The sequence below is a fragment of the Dryocola clanedunensis subsp. sulfonylureivorans genome (genome assembly GCF_016756775.1).
GTDB classification, from domain to species: domain Bacteria; phylum Pseudomonadota; class Gammaproteobacteria; order Enterobacterales; family Enterobacteriaceae; genus Dryocola; species Dryocola clanedunensis.
Genome location: NZ_JAERMU010000019.1, coordinates 1 through 25,666, shown reverse-complemented (window position 1 = coordinate 25,666; position 25,666 = coordinate 1). Strand labels below are relative to the sequence as shown.

General features: G+C 55.2%; 24 protein-coding genes. 10 read left to right on the top strand and 14 right to left on the bottom strand.

All coding sequences use genetic code 11. The features are described from left to right. Positions 1–100 precede the first annotated feature (100 nt). The 5 genes from sbp (at position 101) to HYQ67_RS17940 (ending at position 5,523) form a co-directional block, all read left to right on the top strand. A complete protein-coding gene (sbp, locus tag HYQ67_RS17960) occupies positions 101–1,090 on the top strand; it encodes a sulfate/thiosulfate ABC transporter substrate-binding protein Sbp (protein ID WP_202305768.1) in 990 nt (329 codons plus the stop codon). A gap of 301 nt (positions 1,091–1,391) precedes the next feature. Then, the gene (locus HYQ67_RS17955) at positions 1,392–2,726 is read left to right on the top strand and encodes an MFS transporter (RefSeq protein ID WP_202305761.1); all 1,335 of its coding nucleotides are present in this window, start codon (positions 1,392–1,394) and stop codon (positions 2,724–2,726) included. Between the two features lie 10 nt (positions 2,727–2,736). Continuing rightward, positions 2,737–3,693 (top strand): PfkB family carbohydrate kinase, encoded by a 957-nt coding sequence (locus HYQ67_RS17950; protein WP_202305759.1) that lies wholly within the window; start codon positions 2,737–2,739, stop codon positions 3,691–3,693. A gap of 9 nt (positions 3,694–3,702) precedes the next feature. After that, positions 3,703–4,743, top strand: a complete 1,041-nt coding sequence (locus HYQ67_RS17945) for an ADP-ribosylglycohydrolase family protein (protein ID WP_202305752.1) — start codon at positions 3,703–3,705, stop codon at positions 4,741–4,743. 57 nt (positions 4,744–4,800) lie between these two features. Next, on the top strand, positions 4,801–5,523 hold the full coding sequence (locus HYQ67_RS17940) for a GntR family transcriptional regulator (protein WP_202305751.1): 723 nt from the start codon (positions 4,801–4,803) through the stop codon (positions 5,521–5,523). Positions 5,524–5,690: 167 nt separating this feature from the next. Here HYQ67_RS17940 and tpiA read toward each other — a convergent pair whose 3' ends face one another. Together tpiA and HYQ67_RS17930 are read right to left on the bottom strand one after the other, a co-directional pair. Then, entirely contained in the window at positions 5,691–6,458 is a 768-nt protein-coding gene (tpiA, locus tag HYQ67_RS17935) for a triose-phosphate isomerase (RefSeq protein WP_202305750.1), read from the bottom strand. Between the two features lie 109 nt (positions 6,459–6,567). After that, entirely contained in the window at positions 6,568–7,167 is a 600-nt protein-coding gene (locus HYQ67_RS17930) for a DUF1454 family protein (RefSeq protein ID WP_202305749.1), read from the bottom strand. Between the two features lie 112 nt (positions 7,168–7,279). Between HYQ67_RS17930 and HYQ67_RS17925 the strand changes: the two genes are divergently transcribed. Further along, on the top strand, positions 7,280–7,699 hold the full coding sequence (locus HYQ67_RS17925) for a DUF805 domain-containing protein (protein ID WP_202305748.1): 420 nt from the start codon (positions 7,280–7,282) through the stop codon (positions 7,697–7,699). A 2-nt stretch (positions 7,700–7,701) separates the two neighbouring features. Here the strand turns inward: HYQ67_RS17925 and fpr are convergent, their stop codons facing one another. The 4 genes from fpr to HYQ67_RS17905 form a co-directional block, all read right to left on the bottom strand. After that, entirely contained in the window at positions 7,702–8,448 is a 747-nt protein-coding gene (fpr, locus tag HYQ67_RS17920; protein WP_202305747.1) for a ferredoxin--NADP(+) reductase, read from the bottom strand. A 98-nt stretch (positions 8,449–8,546) separates the two neighbouring features. Then, entirely contained in the window at positions 8,547–9,557 is a 1,011-nt protein-coding gene (gene glpX / locus HYQ67_RS17915; protein WP_202305746.1) for a class II fructose-bisphosphatase, read from the bottom strand. A gap of 95 nt (positions 9,558–9,652) precedes the next feature. Beyond that, the gene (gene glpK, locus HYQ67_RS17910) at positions 9,653–11,167 is read right to left on the bottom strand and encodes a glycerol kinase GlpK (RefSeq protein ID WP_202305741.1); all 1,515 of its coding nucleotides are present in this window, start codon (positions 11,165–11,167) and stop codon (positions 9,653–9,655) included. Between the two features lie 25 nt (positions 11,168–11,192). Next, positions 11,193–12,044 (bottom strand): MIP/aquaporin family protein, encoded by an 852-nt coding sequence (locus HYQ67_RS17905; RefSeq protein WP_202305734.1) that lies wholly within the window; start codon positions 12,042–12,044, stop codon positions 11,193–11,195. Between the two features lie 432 nt (positions 12,045–12,476). Between HYQ67_RS17905 and zapB the strand changes: the two genes are divergently transcribed. Further along, a complete protein-coding gene (gene zapB, locus HYQ67_RS17900; protein WP_202305869.1) occupies positions 12,477–12,722 on the top strand; it encodes a septal ring assembly protein ZapB in 246 nt (81 codons plus the stop codon). Between the two features lie 59 nt (positions 12,723–12,781). On the opposite strand, the gene rraA is transcribed toward zapB, so the two are convergent. The 7 genes from rraA to priA all read right to left on the bottom strand — a co-directional run bounded on the left by rraA (position 12,782) and on the right by priA (position 20,828). After that, the gene (gene rraA, locus HYQ67_RS17895; RefSeq protein ID WP_202305732.1) at positions 12,782–13,267 is read right to left on the bottom strand and encodes a ribonuclease E activity regulator RraA; all 486 of its coding nucleotides are present in this window, start codon (positions 13,265–13,267) and stop codon (positions 12,782–12,784) included. 91 nt (positions 13,268–13,358) lie between these two features. Further along, complete coding sequence (gene menA, locus HYQ67_RS17890; protein ID WP_202305725.1) at positions 13,359–14,288, bottom strand: 1,4-dihydroxy-2-naphthoate polyprenyltransferase; 930 nt, start codon at positions 14,286–14,288, stop codon at positions 13,359–13,361. 75 nt (positions 14,289–14,363) lie between these two features. Beyond that, a complete protein-coding gene (gene hslU, locus HYQ67_RS17885) occupies positions 14,364–15,698 on the bottom strand; it encodes an ATP-dependent protease ATPase subunit HslU (protein ID WP_202305723.1) in 1,335 nt (444 codons plus the stop codon). Positions 15,699–15,707: 9 nt separating this feature from the next. After that, a complete protein-coding gene (gene hslV / locus HYQ67_RS17880) occupies positions 15,708–16,238 on the bottom strand; it encodes an ATP-dependent protease subunit HslV (protein ID WP_202305716.1) in 531 nt (176 codons plus the stop codon). 90 nt (positions 16,239–16,328) lie between these two features. Further along, complete coding sequence (gene ftsN / locus HYQ67_RS17875; protein ID WP_202305713.1) at positions 16,329–17,345, bottom strand: cell division protein FtsN; 1,017 nt, start codon at positions 17,343–17,345, stop codon at positions 16,329–16,331. Positions 17,346–17,433: 88 nt separating this feature from the next. Continuing rightward, a complete protein-coding gene (gene cytR / locus HYQ67_RS17870) occupies positions 17,434–18,468 on the bottom strand; it encodes a DNA-binding transcriptional regulator CytR (RefSeq protein ID WP_202305711.1) in 1,035 nt (344 codons plus the stop codon). Between the two features lie 164 nt (positions 18,469–18,632). Continuing rightward, positions 18,633–20,828 (bottom strand): primosomal protein N', encoded by a 2,196-nt coding sequence (priA, locus tag HYQ67_RS17865; protein WP_202305709.1) that lies wholly within the window; start codon positions 20,826–20,828, stop codon positions 18,633–18,635. 209 nt (positions 20,829–21,037) lie between these two features. Here priA and rpmE point away from each other — a divergent pair, with 209 nt between their 5' ends. Then, complete coding sequence (gene rpmE / locus HYQ67_RS17860; RefSeq protein ID WP_202305707.1) at positions 21,038–21,250, top strand: 50S ribosomal protein L31; 213 nt, start codon at positions 21,038–21,040, stop codon at positions 21,248–21,250. A gap of 69 nt (positions 21,251–21,319) precedes the next feature. Here rpmE and metJ read toward each other — a convergent pair whose 3' ends face one another. Further along, the gene (metJ, locus tag HYQ67_RS17855) at positions 21,320–21,637 is read right to left on the bottom strand and encodes a met regulon transcriptional regulator MetJ (RefSeq protein ID WP_015960995.1); all 318 of its coding nucleotides are present in this window, start codon (positions 21,635–21,637) and stop codon (positions 21,320–21,322) included. Between the two features lie 263 nt (positions 21,638–21,900). Between metJ and metB the strand changes: the two genes are divergently transcribed. Beyond that, positions 21,901–23,061, top strand: a complete 1,161-nt coding sequence (metB, locus tag HYQ67_RS17850; protein ID WP_202305699.1) for a cystathionine gamma-synthase — start codon at positions 21,901–21,903, stop codon at positions 23,059–23,061. Between the two features lie 2 nt (positions 23,062–23,063). Next, positions 23,064–25,496 (top strand): bifunctional aspartate kinase/homoserine dehydrogenase II, encoded by a 2,433-nt coding sequence (locus HYQ67_RS17845; protein ID WP_202305697.1) that lies wholly within the window; start codon positions 23,064–23,066, stop codon positions 25,494–25,496. Positions 25,497–25,666 lie beyond the last annotated feature (170 nt).

Here is a 25,666-nt window from a genome sequence, read left to right as displayed (position 1 = left end):
TCTATATTCCCCGTGGTTATAGCCAATCTTTTTTTATTCTTTAATCAATGGATAAGTTTCTGGCAGGCTGAGTTCATCAAAGTAAATAAGAGAGCGTGCGATGAACAAGTGGGGAGTGGGGCTTACATTACTTTTGGCGTCTGGCAGCGTATTAGCGAAAGACATTCAGCTACTTAACGTTTCCTACGACCCGACGCGCGAGTTGTATGAAGAGTACAACAAGGCCTTCAGCGCACACTGGAAACAGCAAACCGGCGATGACGTGGTGATTCGCCAGTCACACGGTGGCTCGGGCAAACAGGCAACGTCGGTGATTAACGGTATTGAAGCGGACGTGGTAACCCTCGCGCTGGCCTATGATGTTGACGCCATTGCTGAGCGCGGGCGCATCGATAAAAACTGGATCAAACGCCTGCCTGATAACTCCGCGCCGTACACCTCAACCATTGTTTTCCTGGTGCGTAAAGGTAACCCGAAGCAAATTCATGACTGGAACGATCTGATCAAGCCGGGCGTTTCTGTTATCACGCCGAATCCGAAAAGCTCCGGCGGTGCTCGCTGGAACTATCTTGCAGCCTGGGGCTACGCACTGCACCACAATAATAATGACCAGGCGAAAGCTCAGGACTTCGTGAAGGCGCTCTATAAGAACGTAGAAGTGCTCGATTCCGGCGCGCGTGGCTCAACGAACACCTTTGTGGAACGCGGGATTGGCGACGTGCTGATTGCGTGGGAAAACGAAGCGCTGCTGGCAACCAACGAGCTGGGTAAAGACAAATTTGAAATCGTCACGCCGAGCGAGTCGATTCTGGCGGAGCCGACTGTCTCAGTCGTCGACAAAGTCGTTGATAAGAAAGGCACCCAGAAAGTTGCCGAAGAGTATCTTAAGTATCTGTACTCTCCGCAGGGCCAGGAGATCGCCGCGAAGAACTACTATCGCCCGCGTGATGCCGAAGTCGCGAAGAAATACGAAAGCGCTTTCCCGAAACTGAAGTTGTTTACCATCGACCAGGAATTCGGCGGCTGGACAAAAGCTCAGAAAGAGCACTTCTCTAACGGCGGAACGTTCGACCAGATAAGTAAGCGATAATTTTTCCAGACGGCGATACGTCGCCCGCACCTTTATCAAAAACCCGGTAGGCACTAGCCCCGGGTTTTTTGCGCTTCGTCCCGCTTCACGCCAGCCAAAATGCCTCTTAGGTTAAATTTATGTGAAACCGATCAAAAGATATAAAGGTATACCTTTATGTCTTTTGTGTTTCGCATACACTCCCTTTTACGCGTTACCCGCCGATTAGTGAGTACCGCGTGCCTGATAAATTTTTATTTCACGTAGTTACGCATCCTTTGTTCGACATTCTTGCGCAGTGCTGCGCAAAAGGAATTCCGATATGAAATTGTCTATCGTGGAAAAGATTGGTTTTGGCGCCGGGGACATGGCGATTAACGTAGTGATTATCGCCATGCAGCTGCTGCTGGCGTATTTCTACACCGATATTTACGGACTGCGCGCGGCGGATGTAGGTGTGCTGCTGGTCGTCGTGCGCATGATTGATGCCATTATCGATCCGGCGATGGGCATGCTGACCGATAAAGTGTCTACCCGCTGGGGACGCTACCGCCCCTGGCTGCTGTGGTTTGCCTTGCCCTTTGGCTTCGCCGTTTATCTGATGTTCATCACCCCAGATATGACCTATACGTTAAAACTGGCGTGGGCCTATTTCACCTATATCCTGATGACGCTGGTTTATACCGCTATCACCATCCCTTACATCTCGCTGATTGGTGTTATCACTAACGACCCTGATGAACGGCTTAGCGCCAACGGCTACCGCTTTGTCATGACCAAAATCGCTGCATTCCTGGTGACCATTGTTGTTCCCATGCTGGCCGTCTGGCTGGGGCAGGGCAATAAAGCTCTGGGCTATCAACTGTCGATGGGATTGATGGGCGCAATGGGGGCGGTACTCTTTATCTTCTGCTTCTTAACCACGCGTGAGCGCAGCGAGCCGGAGCTGCCCTCCATGAGCATCAAACAGCAGTTCGCCACGCTTTTACGTAACGATCAGTGGCTTATTCTGGGCGTCGTTATCATGCTGCTTATGTGCGGCTATGTCATTCGCGGCTCGGTCGCGGCCTACTACGCCAAATATTATCTTGGCGGTGGCGATAGCCTGATATCGCCCTTTCTTACCGCGGGCGTAGTGGCTTCCATACTGGCCATGATCGCGACAACCTGGGTAACGAAATTCTGGGATAAAATCAAAATGTTCCGCTACACCCAGCTCATGACTTTCGCCCTTAGCGCCGCCATGTATTTTTGCGTCGGCCAGCAGAACATTGTCCTCGCGTTCATCTTTTACTTTCTTATTAACTTCTTCTGCGACATGCAGATGCCTGTCTTCTGGTCTTCGATTGCCGAGGTCGTGGACTACGGAGAGAAGAAAAACGGGCTTCGCGTGTCTGGCCTTGCGTTTGGCGGCATCCTGTTTTTCCAGAAATTCGGCATGGGGATTGCCGGCGGCGTACTGGGCTTCTTGCTGAGCCACTTCGGCTATCAGGCGGACGTACAGCAAAGCGCGAGCTCGCTTGCGGGGATCGCGCTGATGATGACGATCATCCCCGCCGCTTTCCACCTCGCCACTGGTTTGCTGATGAAGAAGTATTTCATCAATAACCAGTATTACCGCGACATCCAGACCGAGCTGGCGCAGCGTCAGGCCTGAGGAGGAGCAGATGAATCATCTCAACAAAGTCTGGGTCATTGGTGACGCCTCCATCGATCTGGTGCCGGAGAAAACGGATACCTATCTGAAATGTCCCGGCGGCGCCTCAGCAAACGTGGCGGTTTGCGTGGCCCGACTGGGCGGGAATTGCGGGTTTATCGGCTGTCTGGGGGACGATGATGCGGGGCATTTCCTGCGGCAGACGCTGAGTGATAACGGCGTTGACATCGCCTCGCTGCGGCTGGATCCGCAGCAAACCAGCGCGGTGCTGATTGTTAACCTCACGCCGGAAGGCGAGCGTAGTTTTACCTATCTGGTCCACCCCGGCGCGGATGCTTTCGTCTCCGCGCATGACCTGCCGGAATTTAAAGCAGGGGAGTGGTTTTACTTCAGCTCGATTGGCCTGACGGAAAGCCCGGCGCGGGAAGCGTGTCTGGAGGGAGCCAGGCGCATGAAGGCCGCGGGCGGACACGTCATGTTCGACGTTAATCTGCGCGTGAACATGTGGAGCGATGCAAGCCTGATAGCGCCTCTTCTGACCGAGGCCATAGGGCTTGCCACTATCTGCAAGGTGTCAGCAGACGAGCTGTGCTGGCTGGGCGAAACCGGACGCTGGCAGGACGCCCGCTACCTGATTCGCGACCTTGGCTGCGAGACCACTGTCGTTTCACTGGGCGCTGAAGGTGCGCTGCTGATAACCACAGAGGGAGAATCCACTTTTCCGGTCCCTGCAACGGAAGTTGTCGATACTACCGGCGCCGGCGACGCTTTCGTCGGCGGGCTGCTTTATACCCTTTCACATTCGGCAAGCCTGGATCGTCACCTGCTCGCAGACGCCATCGGTAATGCCAACGTCTGCGGCTCTATGGCGGTCACGGCAAAAGGCGCAATGACCGCGCTGCCGTACCCGGAGCAGCTCGCTGCCTTTCGCACCAGCTACCCGCTGGGCAATAACGTTAAATCGTAGGAGTACACCATGCACGTTGAAAGCAACAAAATTCTGGGATGTTTGATTGGTGCCGCAGCGGCAGACGCCATGGGAGCGGCGACGGAAGTGCGTACCCAGCAGCAAATTCGCGACTATTTTGGCGGTTGGGTGACCGGCTTTGAAAAACCGCCTGCGGATACCTTTGGCCGTTGTAACGAGGCCGGCATGTGTACGGACGATTTTATACAGGCGAAATACATTATGGACGCCCTGTTAGCGCACGAGCGGCAGGTCAGCGACGCCGCTATGCGGGAAGCTTTTCAGCGCTGGCTTGCGTATCCTTTTTACGCCAATTTTACCGGGCCAACGACCAGGGCCGCCATGAAAGCCATCTTTAATGATAACCGTGCGTCATTGCAGGGAGAGCTCGAGGGGGAAAAGCAGTCGGTCCAGATAATTAATAAGGGCAATGCGGAAGCGACGAACGGTGCGGCGATGAAGATTTGGCCCGCTGCTGTGCTGCACCCGGGCGACATCGAGGCGGCGATTCGCAGCGCGCTGGACATCTGCCGCTTTACCCATAACAACGTGCTGGCGATGTCGGGTGCTGCGGCAATGGCGGCGGCGACCAGCGAGGCGTTAAGAGACGTGACCAGCGCAGACAGTATTATCGCCGCTGGCATCTACGGAGCCGACAGGGGTTATGCGCTGGCCGTGGAGCAGGGGGCAATGATGGTGGCGGGTCCGTCGGTGGGGCGCCGAATTGAGCTGGCGGTCTCCATCGGTAAACGTCATGTCCACTGGGAAACGGCAATCGTCGAGCTTGCAGATATTATTGGTTCCGGCCTGCACGTCAGTGAAGCCGTGCCGGCGGCGTTTGGCCTGTTCGCGTGTTGTCCGAATTCCGCTGTTGATGCTATCATTTCCGCCGTAAATATCGGCAATGATACCGATACCGTTGCCACCATGGTCGGGGCACTCTCCGGGGCCTGTCATGGTGCCGGTGCCTTTCCTGCCGACTATTTAACCACTATCGATAGCATGAACCATTTCGATTTGGCAGAGCTCGCCAGACAGATCGCAGGATAAAAGCGTTCTGCGGGGGTGGGCAATGTCCCCGGCTGGCAGACAATTGAGGTAAACGGCTTGCAGGTTGATAAGACGAGTTATACTCCGCTGTACAAGCAGTTGTTTTACATCATCTGCCAGCAGATCCAGAACGGCACCTTGCCGTTGGGCTGTCAGCTACCCACGCAAAAAGCGCTCGCCCAAAGCTACAATGTTTCGCTTATCGTCGTAAAACAGGCCTGGAGCGAGCTTATCAACGCCGGCATTATCACCTCTCAGCGCGGCAGCGGATCGGTTGTCAGCGCGGTGCCGGAAGGGGTCAGCTATGGGCACACGTTTCGCGGCATAACCAGCGATTTGCGTGATACCAGCGTTGCCGTTGAAAACCGAATTCTTGAGATTGCGCCGCGTCGCGCCCGGGATGCCCAGGAGGACGGTCTTAGCCTGCCCACCCACCATCATTATCTTTATATCTCGCGTATTCGCTGCTTGAATAACCGGCCATTCAACCACGAGAAAATCTACCTGGATCTGTCTTTTTTCCCGGACCTGACGCTCACGGCCGAGGCGCTGGAGCATGCTTCGCTCTACCAGCTGTTGAACATACAGAGCGATTCCGCCATTGAGAAAGTGGATGCCATTCTGCCAGGTGCCGATCTTTGCGATAAGCTGCAAATTCCTGCTGATAAACCGCTGCTTTCCGTCGCCCGTCAGACGTTTATGTCCGGTGAGGAGCGCCCTTTTGAGTATTGCCGCTATTATGTGTTATCCGACTATTTTGGCGAGATTCACTATCATTAAGGCCTCTGTTTTTAGAGAGTTGTAAACGGACTCCATTAAAAAAGGCCCCGCAAGCGGAGCCTTAGATTGCTGACAAAGAAGGAAAAAGCGTGGTTTTTCCTTCTTTGTGATAAGCGGGCGAAAATCAATGAATTGATTTTCCTTATTCTGATACGAAGTAGCGAAACTTACGCTTTTTTCGCTTCTGCTGCTGCCTTCACGATCACCGCGAAAGCGTCAGCCTTCAGGGATGCACCGCCAACCAGCGCGCCGTCGATGTCCGGCTGAGCAAACAGCTCTGCTGCATTTTTATCGTTTACGGAACCGCCGTACTGGATAATGACTTGTTCAGCCACTTTCGCGTCCGCTTTAGCGATATGGTCGCGAATGAATTTGTGCACGGCCTGAGCCTGAGCTGGGGTAGCTGATTTGCCAGTACCGATTGCCCAAACAGGTTCGTAAGCAATTACCGCGCCTTCGAAAGCTGCCGCGCCCTGAGTCTTCAGAACAGCATCAATCTGACGTGCGCAAACTTCTTCAGTTTTGCCCGCTTCGTTTTCCGCGTCGGTTTCACCGATACACAGAACAGGGGTCAGGCCGACCTGTTTCAGGATGGCGAACTGCTTCGCGATCTGCTCATCAGATTCAGCGTGGTAGGTACGGCGTTCAGAGTGACCGATGATGATGTATTTAGCACCGATATCTTTCAGCATGTCAGCGGAGATTTCACCGGTGAATGCGCCAGACAGGTTCACGTCAACGTTCTGAGCACCAAGAATGATGTGGCTGCCGGAAGCGGCGTGTTTTGCCAGGTCCAGATAGACGGTAGGAGGAGCGATAGCTACGCCACAACCATCAACGCCAGCCAGCTCTTTACGCAGGCCCGCGATCAGCTCGTGAACCATATGCTTGCTGCCGTTTAGTTTCCAGTTACCCATCACTAAAGGATGTCGCATCTTAATTCTCCACAAGGTCATGCAAATTAAAAAATGGCTGCCCTGGGGGCAGCATGGTCTGTGAAATAGTATAGAGACTCAACGGGCTAAAGGCTTTGCTTTTTGTCATTTATTCATTGGTGTTTAAGCTTTCCGATAGCGCCAGCTTAATCGGTTCAACTGCGACAGTTAGCCCTTTTTCGCCGTTATCTGATACGACATAACGCAAAGCGCCTTCGTTCTGTGCCAGATAGCGTTTGTGTTTGCCCGCGCTAAGAAGTTTGCTTAGTCGCTCCTGACTTTGCTGCTTAGAAAACGTAGGTGTAAAGCTACGCAGCATGGCCGCCATATAATCCATCGCCTTTGCGCGAGCGGCTTTTTGCTCTGGCCCCTGGATAGGAAGCCAGGTCATTTGCATCGACTTAATCTTTAGTGTTCCGCGCTCCAGCGCCGTGGAGGCGTAGAAATTTTCGTTAATCTTGCTGGCAGCCCGAGTCAGGTTGGCTTTGTCACGACTGGAGTCAATTGAGCGAAATTCACTGATCGGTAGCGTTGGGTTATCGATATTAAATTTCTCCCGATACTGGGCGATAGTCAGATCAAAAGTCGGAGAGCCGGGTAATAAATAGGGTGCCGCAGGTAGGGTCGTCGGCGTGTCGGTTGGTGGATCTGCCCGGCTCACTGCGACAGGCAGTGTGAACAGCGCGAGGGCACAGAGCAGATATTTCATCGACAGATTCTCCTGATATTGAAGCCACGATTAAATCGGCATTCTGTTAGCTTGTCAAAAACCAGGGCCGCCAGGGTACACTACACAGCATAAATTTCTCAAGGATCTCCCCATGACCATACAGCAGTGGCTGTTCAACTTTAATGGCCGAATCGGGCGTCGCGACTTCTGGATCTGGATTGGCGTGTGGATTGTCGCACTGATCGTCATTTTCACCCTGGCCGGAAGCGAGCTGATTTCTTATTCGATTGCCGGACTGGCCCTCTCAGGGTCATTGATTCCCACGGCTGCGGTGATCGTTAAGCGTCTGCACGATCGTAATAAAAAAGGCTGGTGGGCATTGATGTTCATCCCGGCCTGGCTGCTGCTGGCGGGTAACTGGGAAGTGTTCGGTTCGCTGGCACAGTGGGGACTGGGCCGTTTTATTCCGACGCTGATTTTTGTCATGATGCTCATCGACCTGGGCGCCTTTGTTGGCACCCAGGGTGAGAACCGCTTTGGGAAAGATACCAGCGACGTAAAATACCGCTAGATTTACCAGTAGTGCTCAGCGGTCATATGGCCCGGACGGCGACGTAAATGTTTGGTCATCTGCCGGGTTTCTTTCAGTAATTGCTGGGTATCGCGCACCATCTGTGGGTTACCGCACAGCATGACGTGGCTGGATTCCGTGTCCATCGACAGGCCAACCGCCGCTTCCAGCTCGCCGCTTTCAATCAGTGCTGGCACTCGCCCGGTGAGTGAACCTGCCATAGTTTCACGGCTGACCACGGTCTGAATACGCAATTTCCCCTCATAGCGCTGCTGCAATTCTTGCATCAAAGGCAGATAGCTCAGGTCGTTGGCATAACGCACCGCGTGAAGCAAAACGATGTTCTCGAAACGCTCAAGATCCCTGCCTTCCTGAAGAATAGAAAGATAGGGGCCCAGGGCGGTACCGGTCGCCAGCATCCACAACGTTTTGCAGTCAGGAACCTCATTCAGCACGAAGAAACCAGCGGCCTCGCTGACCAGCATGACCTCGTCACCCGGCTGCATGACGTGCAGGCGAGGGCTGAGCTTTCCTTCCGGCACGTTAACCAGATAGAACTCTAAATCAGGATTTCCCGGCGCGTTGACGTACGAGTAGGCGCGCTGTACGCGCTCGCCGTCAATTTCCAGGCCCAGCTTTGTGAATTGCCCGGCGGTAAACGGCGCAACAGGAGCCTGTACCGTCAGGCTGAAAAGAGAATCGGTCCAGTGCTGAACCTGAGTGACTTTGCCTTTAACCCAATCCGCCATGTTGCGCTCCTGTGCATGCTTTTAGCCTATCTTCACCAGAACGGTGAGAGATTTCCAGCCTGAGGAAGCTGGAAAGCTCAATCAGACAAACGATGGACTCAAAGTATGTGAGTCTGCACGTCCGTGTCCTTTCGGTCGAGGAAGTGAATGGATTTGATGCGGCGAATGGTGCGTGACTTACCGCGAATTAACAGCGTTTCGGTCGTCGCCATATTGCCTTTACGAGTGATCCCTTCCAGCAGATCACCTTTTGTGATCCCGGTGGCGGAGAAAATAACGTTGTCGTTATGCGCCATGTCATCCAGCTTCAGCACCTTGCCTGCCTCAATGCCCATCGCTCTACAGCGCTCCAGCTCTTGCTCGCCCAGGCGACGATTTTCTTCGCTATCGCCCTTAACCTGATGGCGGGCCAGAAGGCGGCCCTGCATATCGCCGTCCAGCGCGCGAATCACCGCGGCAGATATCACCCCTTCAGGCGCGCCGCCGATGCCATACATCACGTCCACTTCGCTGTCCGGCATACAGGTCAGAATCGATGCCGCAACGTCACCATCAGGAATAGCAAACACTCGGACGCCCAGTTTCTGCATTTCTGCGATGGTGGCGTCGTGGCGTGGCTTGGCAAGAATGGTAACGGTCAGTTCGCTCAGCGGCTTATTAAGGGCGACGGCGATATTGTGAAGGTTCTGCGCCAGCGGCAGGTTCAGATCGATGATGCCCGCCGCACCCGGGCCAACAATCAGCTTTTCCATATACATATCGGGCGCGTTCAGGAAGGTGCCCTTATCACCGACGGCCAGTACGGCCAGTGCGTTGGCCTGGCCCATTGCCGTCATGCGGGTGCCTTCGATGGGGTCGACGGCGATATCCACCGCATCACCCTGGCCGGTACCGACTTTTTCACCAATATAGAGCATTGGCGCTTCGTCGATTTCCCCTTCGCCAATCACAATCTGGCCGTCGATATTGACCTGATTGAGGACGATACGCATGGCGTGAACGGCTGCGCCGTCAGCGGTGTTTTTGTCGCCGCGTCCCAGCCATTTGTAGCCGGCAAGCGCGGCAGCTTCGGTTACACGGGAGAATTCAATCGCAAGTTCACGTTTCATAAGAGGCTCTTTTAACAAAACAGAATTGCGGCGAAGTGTAGCATAGAAAGACCCCAACCCTGACGGGAGGGGTCTGTGAGGCGGGGGAACTGTCCTTAGCTTTCGTCGTGTTCTTCCCAGGCCAGCGCGCGTTTAACGGCTTTCTTCCAGCCGGCGTAGCGGACGTTACGCTCGGTGGTTTCGATTCCCGGGCGGAACTCTTTTTCGATAACCGCTTTCTCGCTGACTTCGTTCAGATCCTGCCAGAAGCCAACGGCGAGGCCTGCCAGATAGGCCGCGCCTAACGCGGTGACTTCGCGCACTTCAGGGCGCTCTACGCGGGTGCCTAAAATATCCGCCTGGAACTGCATCAGGAAGTTGTTAGCAACCGCACCGCCGTCCACACGCAGCGCGTGCAGGCGAATACCTGAGTCGGCCTGCATGGCTTCCAGCACGTCGCGGGTCTGGTAGGCGATGGATTCCAGCGTGGCGCGAATAATGTGGTTAGAGTTCACCCCACGGGTCAGGCCGAAGATAGCGCCACGGGCATACGGGTCCCAATATGGCGCGCCGAGGCCGGTAAACGCAGGAACGACGTAGACCCCGTTGGTATCCTTCACCTTGGTAGCGAAATATTCCGAGTCGAACGCATCGCTGATGAGCTTCATCTCGTCGCGCAGCCATTGAATGGAAGCCCCAGCCATAAACACCGCGCCCTCCAGGGCGTAGTTCACTTCTCCACGTGGCCCGCAGGCGATGGTGGTCAACAGGCCGTGGCTTGACGTTACCGCTTTCTCGCCAGTGTTCATCAGCATAAAGCAGCCGGTGCCGTAGGTATTTTTTGCCATGCCTTCTTTCACGCACAGCTGGCCGAACAGCGCTGCCTGCTGGTCACCGGCGATCCCTGCAATAGGAATACGCGTGCCGCCTTTACCGCCGATGTTAGTCTGGCCGTAAACCTCAGAAGATTTGCGAACTTCCGGCAGCATGGCTCGTGGGATATCCAGCGCTTCCAGCATGCGGTCATCCCAGTCCAGCTCGTGAATGTTGAACAGCATGGTACGTGACGCGTTGGTGTAGTCCGTGACGTGTACGCGTCCCTGAGTCATTTTCCAGATAAGCCAGGTATCGATGGTGCCAAACAGCAGCTCACCGCGGCGAGCGCGCTCACGGGAGCCTTCAACGTGGTCGAGGATCCACTTCACTTTGGTGCCGGAGAAGTACGGGTCGATGACCAGGCCGGTATTGTGGCGGATATACTCTTCCATGCCGTCACGCTTGAGCTTCTCGCAGATTTCAGCGGTACGGCGGCACTGCCAGACGATGGCGTTATAAATTGGTTTACCGGTTTCGCGATCCCAGACCACGGTGGTTTCACGCTGGTTAGTGATACCGATGGCAGCAATCTGGTCGGAATTGATATCCGCTTTGGCCAGCACTTCTACCAGCGTGGAGCTTTGCGTGGCCCAGATTTCCATCGGGTCGTGTTCAACCCAGCCGGGCTTAGGATAGATCTGCTCAAATTCACGCTGCGAGACGCTGATAATATTGGCGTCATGATCCAGGACGACGGCGCGGGAGCTGGTGGTGCCCTGGTCGAGCGCGACAATATACTTTTTTTCTGTGGTCATAATTTTGTCCTGAAGTCAGTGGAGCTTAAGAAGCATTTTGCTGCGTCGAGGAGGCCTGCGTTTTCTCTTCGGCATCCTCGCAAACGTCGCACGGCAAGTGGCGACCAATGAATTTACGATACCCGAACGCGCCTAATATCGCGCCCGTCAGCGGGCCAAAAACGGGTATCAGGAAGTAAGGAATATCTTTGCCGCCAGTAAAGGCGACTTCGCCCCAGCCCGCAAGCCAGGCAAACAGTTTTGGTCCAAAGTCACGGGCCGGGTTCATGGCGAAGCCGGTTAATGGCCCCATAGATGCGCCAATGACCGCAATCAGCAGGCCAATCAGCAGCGGCGCCAGCGGCCCACGGGGAACGCCGTTGCCGTCGTCGGTTAGCGCCAGAATTACGCCCATCAGAATCGCGGTAATCACCATCTCAACGGCAAACGCCTGCACCAGGTTGATATGCGGGTTTGGATAGGTTGAGAAGATCCCGGCTAAATCAAGGCTCTCTACGCTGCCGCGCACCATGTGGTGGGTTTGTTCATAATCGAGGAAAAGATTGTAATACAGGCCGTAGACCAGCGCCGCTGAGCAGAACGCCCCTGCGATCTGGGACACAATAAACGGCAAAACTTTGCGGCGCTCAAAGCAGGCGAACAGCCACAGTGCAACGGTAACAGCAGGGTTGAGGTGCGCACCAGAGACCCCGGCGGTCAAGTAGATAGCCATCGCCACCCCTAAACCCCAGATGATGCTGATTTCCCACTGCCCGAAGCTTGCGCCTGCCACTTTCATTGCGGCCACGCACCCGACACCGAAGAAAATCAACAATGCGGTGCCCATAAACTCTGCGATGCACTGGCCTTTTAAGGTTGGAGAAGCTGTCTGACTCATAGTAGGGTCCTGAAGGCAAAATTAATGGTTATTGTAAGTTGAGCGTCCATGCCACCCTGGTGCCGTGTAGGCATAGTGTTAATTTATCGTTAACGAACATAAACGAGAAATATCGAACTTAAATTTTGCGTGTCACGTCAAGAAAATGCTCGTTTGCGCGCTAAAAGAGGCGCATTAACACACAGTGAGGGCAGGGGGATAACGGTGCTTTGTTAATCATTATGTTAACAAAGAGTGCTGAAGAGGAGTGCTGTCTTTAAGCATGCGCTTAAAAACGTCCTGTAACGCAAAGAGCGCCGGAAGCCGCTGGACACGCGGTGCTGCGCTACTTACAATCGGGTAACGCTGCGTGGTGCGCATATGTTCATTAAGGCGTCGCCGGTGAGCCGGGACGAGGATAGCCATCCATCAACGCCTTGCAATTCAGGAGAGATTGGAATGTCATTTGAAGTGTTTGAAAAACTAGAATCGAAAGTACAGCAGGCGATTGACACTATCACGTTGTTACAGATGGAAATCGAAGAGCTGAAAGAAAAAAATAACAGCCTGGCTCAGGAAGTGCAGCAGGCGCAGGGTAATCACGAAGAGCTGATCCGTGAGAACGGTTCTCTGAAAGAACAACAGCATGTCTGGCAGGAGCGTCTGCACGCGCTGCTGGGCAAAATGGAAGAAGTGTAAGCTCAGGCTTAAAATAAAACGGGCGCCCCAGGGCGCCCGTTTTGCTATTCAGTCTTCGTCTATTCGATATCGAGCGGGTCTTCAGAAAGAATAATGCCCGTGTTATCGGCATACAGGTGGTCGCCAGAGAAGAAGGTCACACCGCCAAAATTGACGCGCACATCGCTCTCGCCGATACCTTCACCCGCAGAGCCTACCGGAATGGCGGCAATAGCCTGAATGCCGATATCCAGCTCTTCAAGATCGTCCACCTGGCGTACTGCGCCATAGACGACAATGCCTTCCCACTCATTTTGAGCCGCAAGGCGTGCCAGCTCTGCGTCCACCAGCGCACGGCGCACTGAGCCGCCGCCGTCAACCAGCAGAATACGGCCACGGCCATTCTGTTCGAGCAGATCGTAAAGCAACCCGTTGTCCTCGAAACATTTCACCGTAATGATTTGCCCGCCAAAGGACGACCGCCCACCAAAGTTGGAAAACAGCGGTTCAACGACGTTGACATCTTCCTGATAGATGTCGCAAAGCTCGGAGGTATCATATTTCATAGGTTAAGGTCCATCTGCTGCCGGAGTTGTCAGTATATCGCTTAATGTTAACTGTTGGCAAAACCATCAATTGTTAATTGATATTTATCAGCTAAAAATGGACCGTGCTGAGCACGATGCCCACTGCAAACAACAGGTTAATTAGCAGCGCCGCTTTTACCGTCCGTTCAAGCATAGGGCGCATGGCTGCGGGTTCTGACTCACGCAGGACATACAGCGCCTGCTTGATAAGCAGAGGGGCAGCCAGCACGAATAACCAGCCCCAGATATTTTTCAGCCAGACGAGGTTAAAGACTGCCAGGCAAAGCAGAGCACCCATCAGCAGGCAAACATGGTAGCGACGAGCCAGTACCGGCCCAAGGCGAACGGCCAGGGTGTTTTTGCCATTTTCGCGGTCGCTGTCGATATCGCGTAGGTTATTGATATTAAGTACTGCTGTAGCCAGCAGGCCGCACGCAGTTGCCGGCAGGAACACTAACGGTGCCAGGGTATGCGCCTGCAGATACCAACTCCCCGCCACGCTCAGCCAGCCAAAAAAGACCAGCACGGAAATATCGCCCAGCCCCATGTAGCCATAAGGGCGAGTGCCTACGGTATAGGTAATGGCTGCGATAATAGCTAATAGCCCAAGCACAAGGAAACCGACAAAGTCAGCCCATGTTCGACAGGCGACGGCGACCAGCGACAGGCCAGATAGACAAATCAGCACGACGGTGATAATTAGCGCCCGCTTCATCTGTGCCTGAGTAATCACACCCTTTTGCATGCCGCGCAACGGCCCAATGCGGTCTTCTTTATCGCTACCTTTTATCGCGTCGCCATAATCGTTGGCGAGGTTGGACAAAATTTGCAGCAGGCCCGCCGTCAGCAACGCAAGCAGGGCTACCGCAGAATCGAATGTCCCCTGCCAGTAAGCGAGTGCGGAGCCGCAGACAATAGAGGCAAAAGCCAGCGGAAGGGTTTTAGGGCGTAAGCTTTCCAGCCACGCCTGGGTGGTGCTTACTGAGTGTGAATCATTCATTGTTATGGGTGCCAGTAATAAAAAATGGAGGGCATGAGCCCCCCATTTTGCATGGAAAAGATACGTTGTACGCGATTATAGGATAAAACGGCTCAGATCTTCATCTGCTACCAACTCATCCAGATGTTTACTGACGTAATCGGCGTCAATAATGATGGACTCGCCGCTGAGATCGCTGGCCTCATAAGAGATATCTTCTACCAGACGCTCAAGCACAGTATGCAAACGGCGGGCACCGATGTTTTCAGTCGATTCATTCACCTGCCACGCAGCCTGGGCGATACGACGAATACCGTCTTCGGTAAAGTCGATGTTCACGCCTTCGGTGCCCATCAGCGCCTTGTACTGCACGGTGATGGACGCGTTTGGCTCGGTCAGGATGCGCTCGAAATCTTCCACGGTCAGCGCCTGAAGCTCAACGCGAATCGGCAGACGGCCCTGCAATTCAGGGATCAGGTCAGAAGGTTTGGCGACCTGGAACGCACCGGATGCGATAAACAGAATATGGTCAGTTTTGACCATGCCGTGTTTAGTTGAAACCGTGCACCCTTCAACCAGCGGCAGTAAATCACGTTGCACACCTTCACGGGAAACGTCAGGGCCTGAACTGTTGCCCTCGCGTTTACAGATTTTATCGATCTCGTCGATAAACACGATGCCATGCTGCTCAACCGCGTCGATGGCGTCCTGCTTCAGCTCTTCCGGGTTAACCAGCTTGGCCGCTTCTTCTTCAATCAGCAGTTTCATCGCTTCTTTGATTTTCAGCTTGCGAGGCTTCTGCTTCTGGCCGCCCAGGTTCTGGAACATGGACTGCAGCTGGCTGGTCATCTCTTCCATGCCGGGAGGCGCCATGATTTCAACGCCCATCGGGGCTGCCGCCAGATCGATTTCGATCTCTTTATCGTCCAGCTCGCCTTCACGCAGCTTCTTGCGGAAAGCCTGGCGCGCCGCAGAGGGCTCTGGTGCCGTTTCGTTCTGGCCCCAGTTGTTCTTGGCCGGTGGCAGCAGCGCATCAAGAATACGTTCTTCCGCCATCTCTTCGGCGCGATAGCGGTTTTTATCAATGGACTGCAGGCGAACCATTTTCATCGCGGAATCGGTCAGATCGCGGATGATAGAGTCAACTTCTTTACCAACATAGCCGACTTCGGTGAACTTGGTCGCTTCAACTTTGATGAAAGGCGCGTTAGCAAGCTTCGCCAGACGGCGGGCAATTTCCGTTTTACCGACGCCGGTTGGGCCGATCATCAGAATGTTTTTTGGCGTCACTTCATGGCGCAGCTCTTCGTCCAGCTGCATACGGCGCCAGCGGTTACGTAACGCAATGGCCACGGAACGCTTGGCGTTATCCTGACCAATGATGTGTTTGTTAAGTTCGCTGACAATTTCGCGTGGAGTCATTTCAGACATGGGGGATCCTTACGCCTTAGACGCTAATTCTTCAATGGTATGGAAATGGTTGGTATAGATGCAGATATCACCGGCGATCCCCAGCGATTTCTCAACGATGTCTCGCGCACCCAGTTCGCTGTTGTCCAGCAGGGCACGGGCCGCGGCTTGTGCGTACGGGCCACCAGAGCCGATGGCGATAAGATCATCTTCCGGCTGGATAACGTCACCGTTACCGGTGATGATCAGCGAAGCGTTTTCATCGGCCACCGCCAGCAGCGCTTCAAGTTTGCGCAGCATTCTGTCGGTACGCCAGTCTTTCGCCAGCTCAACGGCGGCTTTCACCAGATGACCCTGGTGCATTTCAAGTTTGCGTTCAAAGAGTTCGAAGAGGGTAAAGGCATCGGCCGTACCGCCTGCAAAGCCTGCGATGACTTTGTCGTTGTACAGGCGGCGAACTTTTTTCACGTTGCCTTTCATTACGGTGTTGCCGAGCGTGGCCTGACCATCACCACCGATTACGACATGGCCGTTACGGCGCACACTTACTATTGTTGTCACGAGCAGACCCCTTATTGCATCAGCGGAATACGTGCCCCAGGCTAGCCCTGGGGCTGAATGCAATTATAGATGGGGGAGTTTTTGGGGGTTTCAACCCCCGCCCAGACGAATACAGTTAGCGTGACCAGCCATCTTCAGACGATTGAGGGTGCCGTTCGCATTATCTTTGCCTTTAATCGGGCCAATGACCACGCGGTTCCAGCCGTTGTTGGTGGTGATGCGTGAATCAAAACCTTCGAATGCCAGCTGCGCACGGACGGTTTCCGCCTGCTCACTGCCTTTGAAGGAACCACACTGCACCATCCAGCGTTTCTCATCCTTCGGTTTTTCCTGAGGAGCCGCTGCGGTTTGCTTTGGCGCCTCCGGTTCACGCGTTACCGGGGCTGGTTTAGGCTGCGCCTGTGGCGCCGATTGAGCGGCGCGCTGCTGGTTATTATGCGGCGGCGTTTGCAGCAAATCCTGATACGGCTGCTGAGCAGTGGAGGTTGCACGTGGCTGCTGCTGTACAGCTCGAGGCTGTTGTGTGGTTTGCTGCACTGCACGGGGTTGCTGGTAAGGCTGTTCCGTTACACGCTGCTGTGCACGAGGCTGCTGCTGCTGGCTCCACTGTGTTTGCTGCTGTACCTGCTGGATTTGTTTCTGGCGCTGCAACGTTTGCTGACGCTGCGCCGGCGTTTGTTCATTCCACGGCACTTCGTTCAGCTGGGTTGGCTGCTGGCGCATATCCGCCTGCATCTGTTCAAGTAGCTGGCGCTGCTCGCTGGTGAGCTGGTCTTTATTTCTGACTTCCCCCCCGGCCGTTGGCTCGGTTGGGCTAAGCACGCCCGGCTGGCGGTTTTCCAGCTCTTTAATATAGCGCCAGCGCTCTTCCGGTTTAGGCGGCAGGCCGTTGCCACTCACTTTGTGGCCAGGCAGGACTTCGCTCTCATCTTTTTTATGATGGGTAATGAAGTACAGAGCACCAATAAAAGCCACCAGCACGGCGGCCGCAATGGCTACCATAGTCGGTGAGACGGATGGCAGGTTACGTTGCTTTTTGCGGGAAGTACTCTTTTTGCGCCGTGTCCCTGTCGATTGCCCGCGGCGTACATAATCTTTTTGTGCCACTATTGATTCACTGTATTTATACGTTTATTAGCCCGCCATGTTACTGAAGGGATGCCCCTTTGACCAGACAGGGGCGTCCTAAAGCGGTTCATTTTCTCATGCCTGGTGCGCTGGTGGTTCCTCTTTCAATGAGGTCACAGTCCAGTAATCGCGATCCGCTGCTGACTATTTCGCCGTGCAGCTGATCTAAAAGCAACAGCATGGCCTCTCGCCCGATATCGAAACGCGGCTGCTGTACGGTGGTCAGCGGTGGGTCACAGAATTGCGACAGGGCGATGTCATCGAAGCCCATAATCGACAAATCTTCCGGGATGCGTAAGCCGCTGCGCTTGGCCTGCGACAGTGCTCCCAGCGCCATGACATCACTGTGACAAAATACCGCCGTAGGGGGAACAGGGAGTGCCAGAAGTTGTGACAGAGCCTGGGCACCGGCCTCAAAAGTAAAGTCACCGCGCGCGATGTAATGGGGATCGACCGTCATGCCCGTCCGGCGCAGCGCCTGAACATAGCCCTGTAGGCGATAGTGGCAAAGCGGCATCTCCTCCGGCCCGGCAATGCACGCGATTCGCTCGTGCCCAAGCTGCTGCAGATAGTAAACGGCATTGAATGCAGCGGTCAGGTTATCGATATGCACGGTTGGCAGCTCAAGCTCAGGAGCGAACTCGTTAGCCATGACCATCGGCGGCAGATTCCGTTGTTCTTCCAGACTGGCATCGAAAGGCAACCGTGAGCCGAGCAGCAGCATGCCATCGATTTGCTTGGTGATGATCAGGTCGATAAACGTCTTTTCCTGCTGATTTTGATGGGCGCAGTCGCCAATCAGCACCAGGTAGCCCTGGTCCGCCGCGGTGACTTCGATGCCGCGGATAATTTCACTGAAAAAGGGATCGCAGATGTCCGGCACAATCACCAGGATGGTGCGCGATTCGTTACGTTTAGCGTTACGGCCTAATGAATGGGGTAAGTAACCAACTTCTATTGCTGCCTGCTCTACCCGGTTGCGTGTGCTTTGCGACACCTTATCGGGATTCATTAATGCACGGGATACCGTCGCGGTAGAGACTTTCGCCTGGACGGCAACATCTTTCATGGTTGCATTGGCAACCTGCTTCTTCGGCTTCAACTTCTTCTCCTCACATGCCTTCCGCAGACTTCGACTCTTCCCTGATGTCTGATCGTGTTCACATTCTTAGCAGAATATTGATGTCGCCAGTTACAGAAATTTCATTAAAAGTGTGACGGGTATTGAATTTTTCGATCCGCTTCGCATTACAGGCCCGTTCTGTGCTAGCTCTCAATCGGATCGACATCCAGCATCCACTTCACTTTGCGGGATTCAGGCAGCGTGTTGACCAGCGCCAGAGAGTGGCTAATTAGCCGCTGTAAACGAGCTCGTGAAGGGTGTTGAAGGAGAATTTGCCAACGGAAGCGGCCGCTACGTTTCGGCTGCAAAGAGGGCACGGGGCCCATAATCCACAGCTGCTCATCGCGCAGCGGGCTGGATTCGAGCAGGTTTCGCAATTGCTGAAGGAATAGCGGAGCCTGCTGGTTATTTTGGTCTTCTGCGCGGAAGATCACATGGCTGGTGAAAGGGGGGAGGAACACCGTCTGGCGTTCGACCTGCGCCTGAGAGGCGAAGGCATCGTAACCCTGAGTCAGCAAGGTTTGCAGCAGCGGGTGTTCTGGGTGATGGGTTTGCAATACCACCTCACCTTGCTTACCAGCGCGTCCGGCTCGGCCTGAAACCTGGACATAAAGCTGTGCGAAGCGTTCCGCCGCGCGGAAGTCAGCCGAGAAGAGCGCACCGTCCACATCCAGGAGGGCGACCAGCGTCACATCGGGGAAATGGTGGCCTTTCGCTAACATTTGCGTACCGATGAGTATGCGCGCGCCGCCGCGGTGGACTTCCGCCAGCTGCTGCTCAAGTGCTCCTTTACGGCTGGTGGTGTCCCGGTCGATACGCGAAAGCGGCACGTTGGGGAACATTGGCGCCAGGCTTTGCTCGAGCTGTTCAGTCCCCATGCCTACCGGGACAAGATTGGTAGACCCGCAGCCGGGACACTGGTGGGGAATGGGGCGCTGGCTGTCGCAGTGGTGGCAGCGTAACTGGCGGTGGCCCTGATGCAGCGTGAAGTAATGATCGCAGCGCGGGCACTCTGCTATCCAGCCACATTCGTGGCACAGCAGCGCCGGAGCGAACCCCCGACGGTTCAGAAACAAAATCACCTGGTTGTCGGCCTGCAAATGCTGACCAATTTTTTTGATAAGCGCGGGGGCGAGGCCAGATTTCAGCGGCTGGCTTTTTAAATCCACAACCTGTTGTAAAGCCGGGCGTGCATTACCGGCGCGCTTTGTCAGACGTAGCTGGCGATATTTACCCAGCTGCACGTTATGCAGTGTTTCCAGTGCGGGCGTGGCCGAGCCAAGAATGATAGGGATATCTTCCGCATGCGCGCGATACACCGCCAGATCGCGGGCGTGGTATCGCCAGCCTTCCTGCTGTTTATAGGAGCTGTCGTGCTCTTCATCTATGACGATGACGCCAAGACGACAGAAAGGGGTAAAGAGAGATGAGCGTGTACCGATGACGATTGCCGCCTCGCCGCTGCGAGCTTTTAACCACACAGCAAGACGTTCGCTGTCGTTCAGACCGGAGTGCAGCACTTCGACCGGGGCGTTAAAACGCTCGCGGAAGCGGGCGATGGTTTGTGGCGTCAGACCGATTTCCGGCACCAGCACCAGCGCCTGCTTGCCCTGCGCCAGCACGTTTTCCAGCACGCTCAGATAGACTTCGGTTTTGCCCGAACCTGTGATACCCGCCAGCAGCCAGGCGGCGAAATGATCGTCCTCGCTATGGATAGCACCGACCGCTGTAGCCTGCTCGGTATTTAGCCGTAGGCGCTCGCCTGCGACAGAGTAGTTATCCCGCCAGTCTGCTGTGGCAGGCGCGGCGCTTTTCAAATCGCACAGGCCTTTGGTGCGCAGCGCTTGTAAACCCTGCTCGCTGATGTCCATTTCGCCGACCTGATGACGCCAGATGTCTTTCTGCCGCACGGCCGCCAGCGCCTGCTGCTGCTTAGGTGCGCGCTTCAGGCTATTGAGATCGACTGCCTTGCCCTCTTCGGTGGCAAACCAGTACCACAGCGGCGCGTGGTGAGCGGGCTTGCCCTGGCGTAGCAGGATGGGGAGGGCGTGAAACAGCACGTCGCCAATCGGGTGGTGATAATAATCCTTTGCCCAGAGCAACACTCGCCACAGCGAGGCCGGGAACAGCGACTCGCCATCCAGTACTTCTGCGACAGGTTTCAGGTCGCTCAACGGCAGTTCGCTCTTTTCGCTGACGGCGACAACAATGCCCACGGCTTCACGCTTACCGAACGGCACCATGACACGACAACCCGCTGTCACCTGCATTCCCACTGGGATCAGATAGTCAAACGTTCGGGCAAGAGGAACCGGCAGGGCAACGTGAGCGACAGGCATGAAAACATCCGGGCTGATAAAAAAGACGAGATAGTGTACACTGTGTGTTCGCAAAATTGCGGATCAGTTTGCAAGCACCTGCGGGATTCTGTATGATTCGCCGCCTTTGATGCGCAGTTTTGGCTTCGAATAAACCTACTTTATTAACATCGCGTGGTGTCTGGCGTTAGGGCTGGAAGAGCGACGCGGCCTTAGACTTGAGGTTTTCCATGAAAAAAGATATCCACCCTAAATATGACGTAATTACTGCCAACTGTTCTTGCGGTAATTCTATCCAAATCCGCTCTACTGCGGGTCACGATCTGAACCTGGACGTTTGTGGTGAATGCCACCCGTTCTACACTGGTAAACAGCGTGACGTTGCTACCGGTGGCCGTGTTGACCGCTTCAACAAGCGTTTCAGCATCCCAGGCGCGAAATAAGTTTTCGCCGTCCGGAAATGAGAAAGGCGCCTTACGGCGCCTTTTTTGTACCCAAAATCCGGGAGGGGATTAATACTCCCAGGTATCCGGATCGATCCCCAGCTCGCGCATAATTACCTTCGCTGCTTCCGGGATTTCATCGCTGCGTTCTTTACGCAGGTCTTCATCGTTCGGCAGAGGCTGGCCCGTGAAGGCGTGAAGGAATGCTTCACACAGCAGTTCACTGTTCGTTGCGTGTCGCAGGTTGTTCACCTGGCGACGGGTGCGCTCATCGGTGAGGATTTTTAACACCTTCAGAGGAATGGACACCGTAATTTTCTTTACTTGTTCACTCTTCTTACCGTGCTCAGCGTAAGGGCTGATATATTCGCCGCTCCATTCAGCCATGAGATACCTTTAATCCTCTTATCAATTAAACATGCTCAAAACGGGCGTGGCACGATTTGGGCGATTATCTGTCTAGTGTACCGCGTTGAACAGTGCGCAGTCTGCGACTGCTTACGCACTAAAGCATATAATTTTAACGGCTATTTCGCGTTTGCTCAATCTATACGCAAAGAAGTTTAGATGTCCAGATGTATTGACGTCTATCTTTTCAATGTTTACTCTGATGCCTGACCTTTATTCCACCAGCAAGGATCGGGCAGACAATGACGCGCAAACAGGCAACCATCGCAGTACGCAGCGGTTTAAATGATGACGAGCAATACGGCTGTGTTGTTCCACCCATCCACCTCTCCAGCACCTATAACTTCACTGGTTTTAATGAACCTCGTGCCCATGACTATTCGCGACGCGGTAACCCGACGCGTGACGTAGTCCAGCGCGCGCTGGCTGAACTTGAAGGCGGGGCAGGTGCCGTGATGACCAACACCGGCATGTCTGCCATTCATCTGGTAACCACTGTCTTTCTGAAACCAGGCGATCTGCTGGTGGCGCCGCATGACTGCTACGGCGGAAGCTATCGCCTGTTTGATAGCCTGGCAAAACGTGGCGCGTATCGCGTTTTATTTGTCGATCAGGGGGATGAAGCAGCCCTGAATGCGGCCCTTGCCGAAAAACCGAAGCTGGTGCTGGTAGAAAGCCCAAGCAACCCATTGTTACGCGTAGTAGATATTGCGAAAATATGCGCCGCGGCGCGTGAAGCCGGTGCGATAAGCGTAGTGGATAACACCTTCCTGAGCCCGGCCCTGCAAAATCCGCTGGCGTTGGGGGCGGATCTGGTTCTGCACTCCTGTACAAAATACCTGAATGGCCACTCTGATGTAGTGGCGGGCGTGGTGATTGCTAAAGATCCTGAACTGGTCACTGAACTGGCCTGGTGGGCGAACAACATCGGCGTGACCGGGAGCGCGTTTGACAGCTACCTGCTGCTGCGCGGTCTGCGCACGCTGTCACCGCGTATGGAAGTTGCCCAGCGCAACGCCCAGGCCATCGTTGAGTATCTGAAAACGCAGCCGCTGGTGAAAAAGCTGTATCATCCATCGCTGCCGGAAAACCAGGGGCACGAGATCGCGGCCCGCCAGCAGAAAGGGTTTGGCGCGATGCTGAGTTTTGAATTTGACGGAGACGAGCAGACCCTGCGCCGTTTCCTGAGCGGGCTGTCGCTCTTCACCCTTGCGGAATCGCTGGGTGGCGTTGAAAGCCTGATTTCCCACGCGGCAACCATGACCCACGCGGGCATGGCGCCGGAAGCGCGAGCCGCGGCTGGCATTTCCGAAACGCTGCTGCGTATCTCTACCGGTATTGAAGATGGCGATGATTTAATTGCCGACCTGGAAAATGCCTTCCGGGTGGCAAGAGAGGGGTAAGCATGAGTGTTTCAGCACCAGCAGGGACGCCGGTTCGTCAACTGCACAAGTTTGGCGGCAGTAGTCTTGCAGATGTGAAGTGTTACCTCCGTGTGGCGGGTATCATGACCGAATATTCCAGGCCTGACGACCTGATGGTGGTCTCTGCCGCTGGCAGCACCACCAACCAGCTGATCAGCTGGCTTAAGCTGAGCCAGAGCGACCGACTATCCGCACACCAGGTTCAGCAGGCGCTGCGCCGCTATCAGAGCGAGCTAATCAGCGGCCTGCTGCCGCCCGAGGTGGCAGACGGTCTGATCGGCGAGTTTATTCACGATCTGGAACGGCTGGCCGGTCTGCTGGACGGTAAAATCACCGATGCGGTGTATGCCGAAGTGGTTGGCCACGGCGAAATCTGGTCTGCACGCCTGATGTCTGCGGTGCTGAATCTCCAGGGGATTGAGGCTGCCTGGCTTGATGCGCGTGAATTCATGCGGGCTGAGCGATCGGCCCAGCCGCAGGTGAACGAAGGTCTCTCCTGGCCGCTGCTGCAGGAATTGATGGCACAGCATCCTCATAAGCGTCTGGTCGTTACCGGCTTTATCTGCCGCAACGACGCGGGCGAAACCGTGCTGTTAGGCCGTAACGGCTCAGACTACTCGGCAACCCAAATCGGCGCGCTGGCGGGCGTTTCCCGTGTGACCATCTGGAGCGACGTGGCCGGGGTCTATAGCGCCGACCCACGTAAAGTGAAAGATGCCTGCCTGCTGCCGCTGCTGCGTCTGGACGAAGCCAGCGAGCTGGCCCGTCTTGCGGCTCCGGTACTGCACGCTCGTACATTGCAGCCAGTTTCCGGCAGCGATATCGATCTACAGCTGCGCTGCAGCTACTCCCCGGAACAAGGTTCGACACGCATTGAACGCGTGCTGGCATCCGGTACGGGCGCGCGTATCGTCACCAGCCATGACGACGTCTGCCTGATCGAGTTCCAGGTTTCTGCGGGCCATGATTTCAAGCTGGCCCAAAAGGAGCTGGATACGCTGCTCAAGCGTATTCAAATTCGTCCGCTTTCTATTGGCGTGCATCCCGATCGTAATCTGCTGCAACTTTGCTACACCTCTGAAGTTGTTAACAGCGCGCTGGAGCTGCTTCAGGCAGCTGGTTTGCCGGGCGAACTGCGTCTGCGTGAAGGTCTGGTACTGGTCGCTATGGTTGGGGCGGGCGTTTGCCGTAATCCGCTGCACAGCCATCGTTTCTGGCAGCAGCTTAAAGACCAGCCGGTAGAGTTTATCTGGCAATCTGAAGACGGTATCAGCCTCGTCGCGGTGCTGCGCAGTGGCCCAACGGAGAACCTAATCCAGGGCCTGCATAAATCTTTATTCCGCGCTGAAAAACGTATTGGGCTGGTGCTGTTTGGTAAAGGGAATATCGGCTCACGCTGGCTGGAACTGTTTGCCCGCGAGCAGGAAACGCTCTCTGCCCGCACCGGCTTTGAATTTGTGCTGGCGGGCGTAGTGGACAGCCGCCGCAGCCTGCTGAACTACGAAGGGCTGGATGCGAGCCGTGCGCTGGCATTCTTCAATGACGAAGCGGTAGAGCAGGATGAAGAATCCCTCTTCCTGTGGATGCGCGCCCATCCGTACGACGATTTAGTGGTGCTGGACGTTACCGCCAGCGAACAGCTGGCCGATCAGTATCTCGACTTCGCCAGTCACGGTTTCCACGTTATCAGCGCTAATAAGTTGGCTGGCGCTGGTAACGGGCAGAAGTATCGCCAGATCCGCGACGCGTTTGAAAAGACGGGTCGTCACTGGCTATACAATGCGACCGTCGGTGCAGGCTTGCCTGTAAACCACACCGTGCGCGACCTGCGTGACAGTGGCGATGCGATTCTGGCCATCAGCGGCATCTTCTCCGGCACGCTCTCCTGGCTCTTCCTGCAATTTGACGGCACGGTGCCGTTTACCGAGCTGGTGGATCAGGCCTGGCAGCAGGGGCTGACGGAGCCGGATCCGCGTGTTGATTTGTCCGGTAAAGACGTGATGCGCAAGCTGGTGATCCTCGCCCGTGAAGCGGGCTACGACATCGAGCCTGACCAGGTGCGGGTAGAGTCTCTCGTGCCAGGCGGCTGTGAAGAAGGGTCGGTCGATCACTTCTTTGAAAACGGCGAGGCGCTGAACGACCAGATGGTCCAACGCCTGGAAGCCGCCCAGGAGATGGGGCTGGTGCTGCGCTATGTGGCGCGCTTTGACGCCAACGGTAAAGCACGCGTTGGCGTGGAGGCCGTTCGCCCTGAACATCCTCTGGCCGCGCTGCTGCCGTGCGACAACGTCTTTGCCATCGAAAGCCGCTGGTACCGCGATAACCCGCTGGTGATCCGTGGGCCGGGCGCAGGACGAGATGTCACCGCTGGTGCTATCCAGTCCGATCTCAACCGCCTGGCGCAGCTGCTGTAGCCTCTCGGCGGATGACGCAGGCTTATTCGCCCTACAAAGGCTTCTCAAGTCGTAGCTACCGTCTTGAACGTCAAGCGGTAGCTGCATAATTTTCATCCCATGGCAGGCGTGTTTTAAGCACCCCGAAGCACATGTGCACCAGCTTGCGCATTACTGCACCCAGCGCCGCC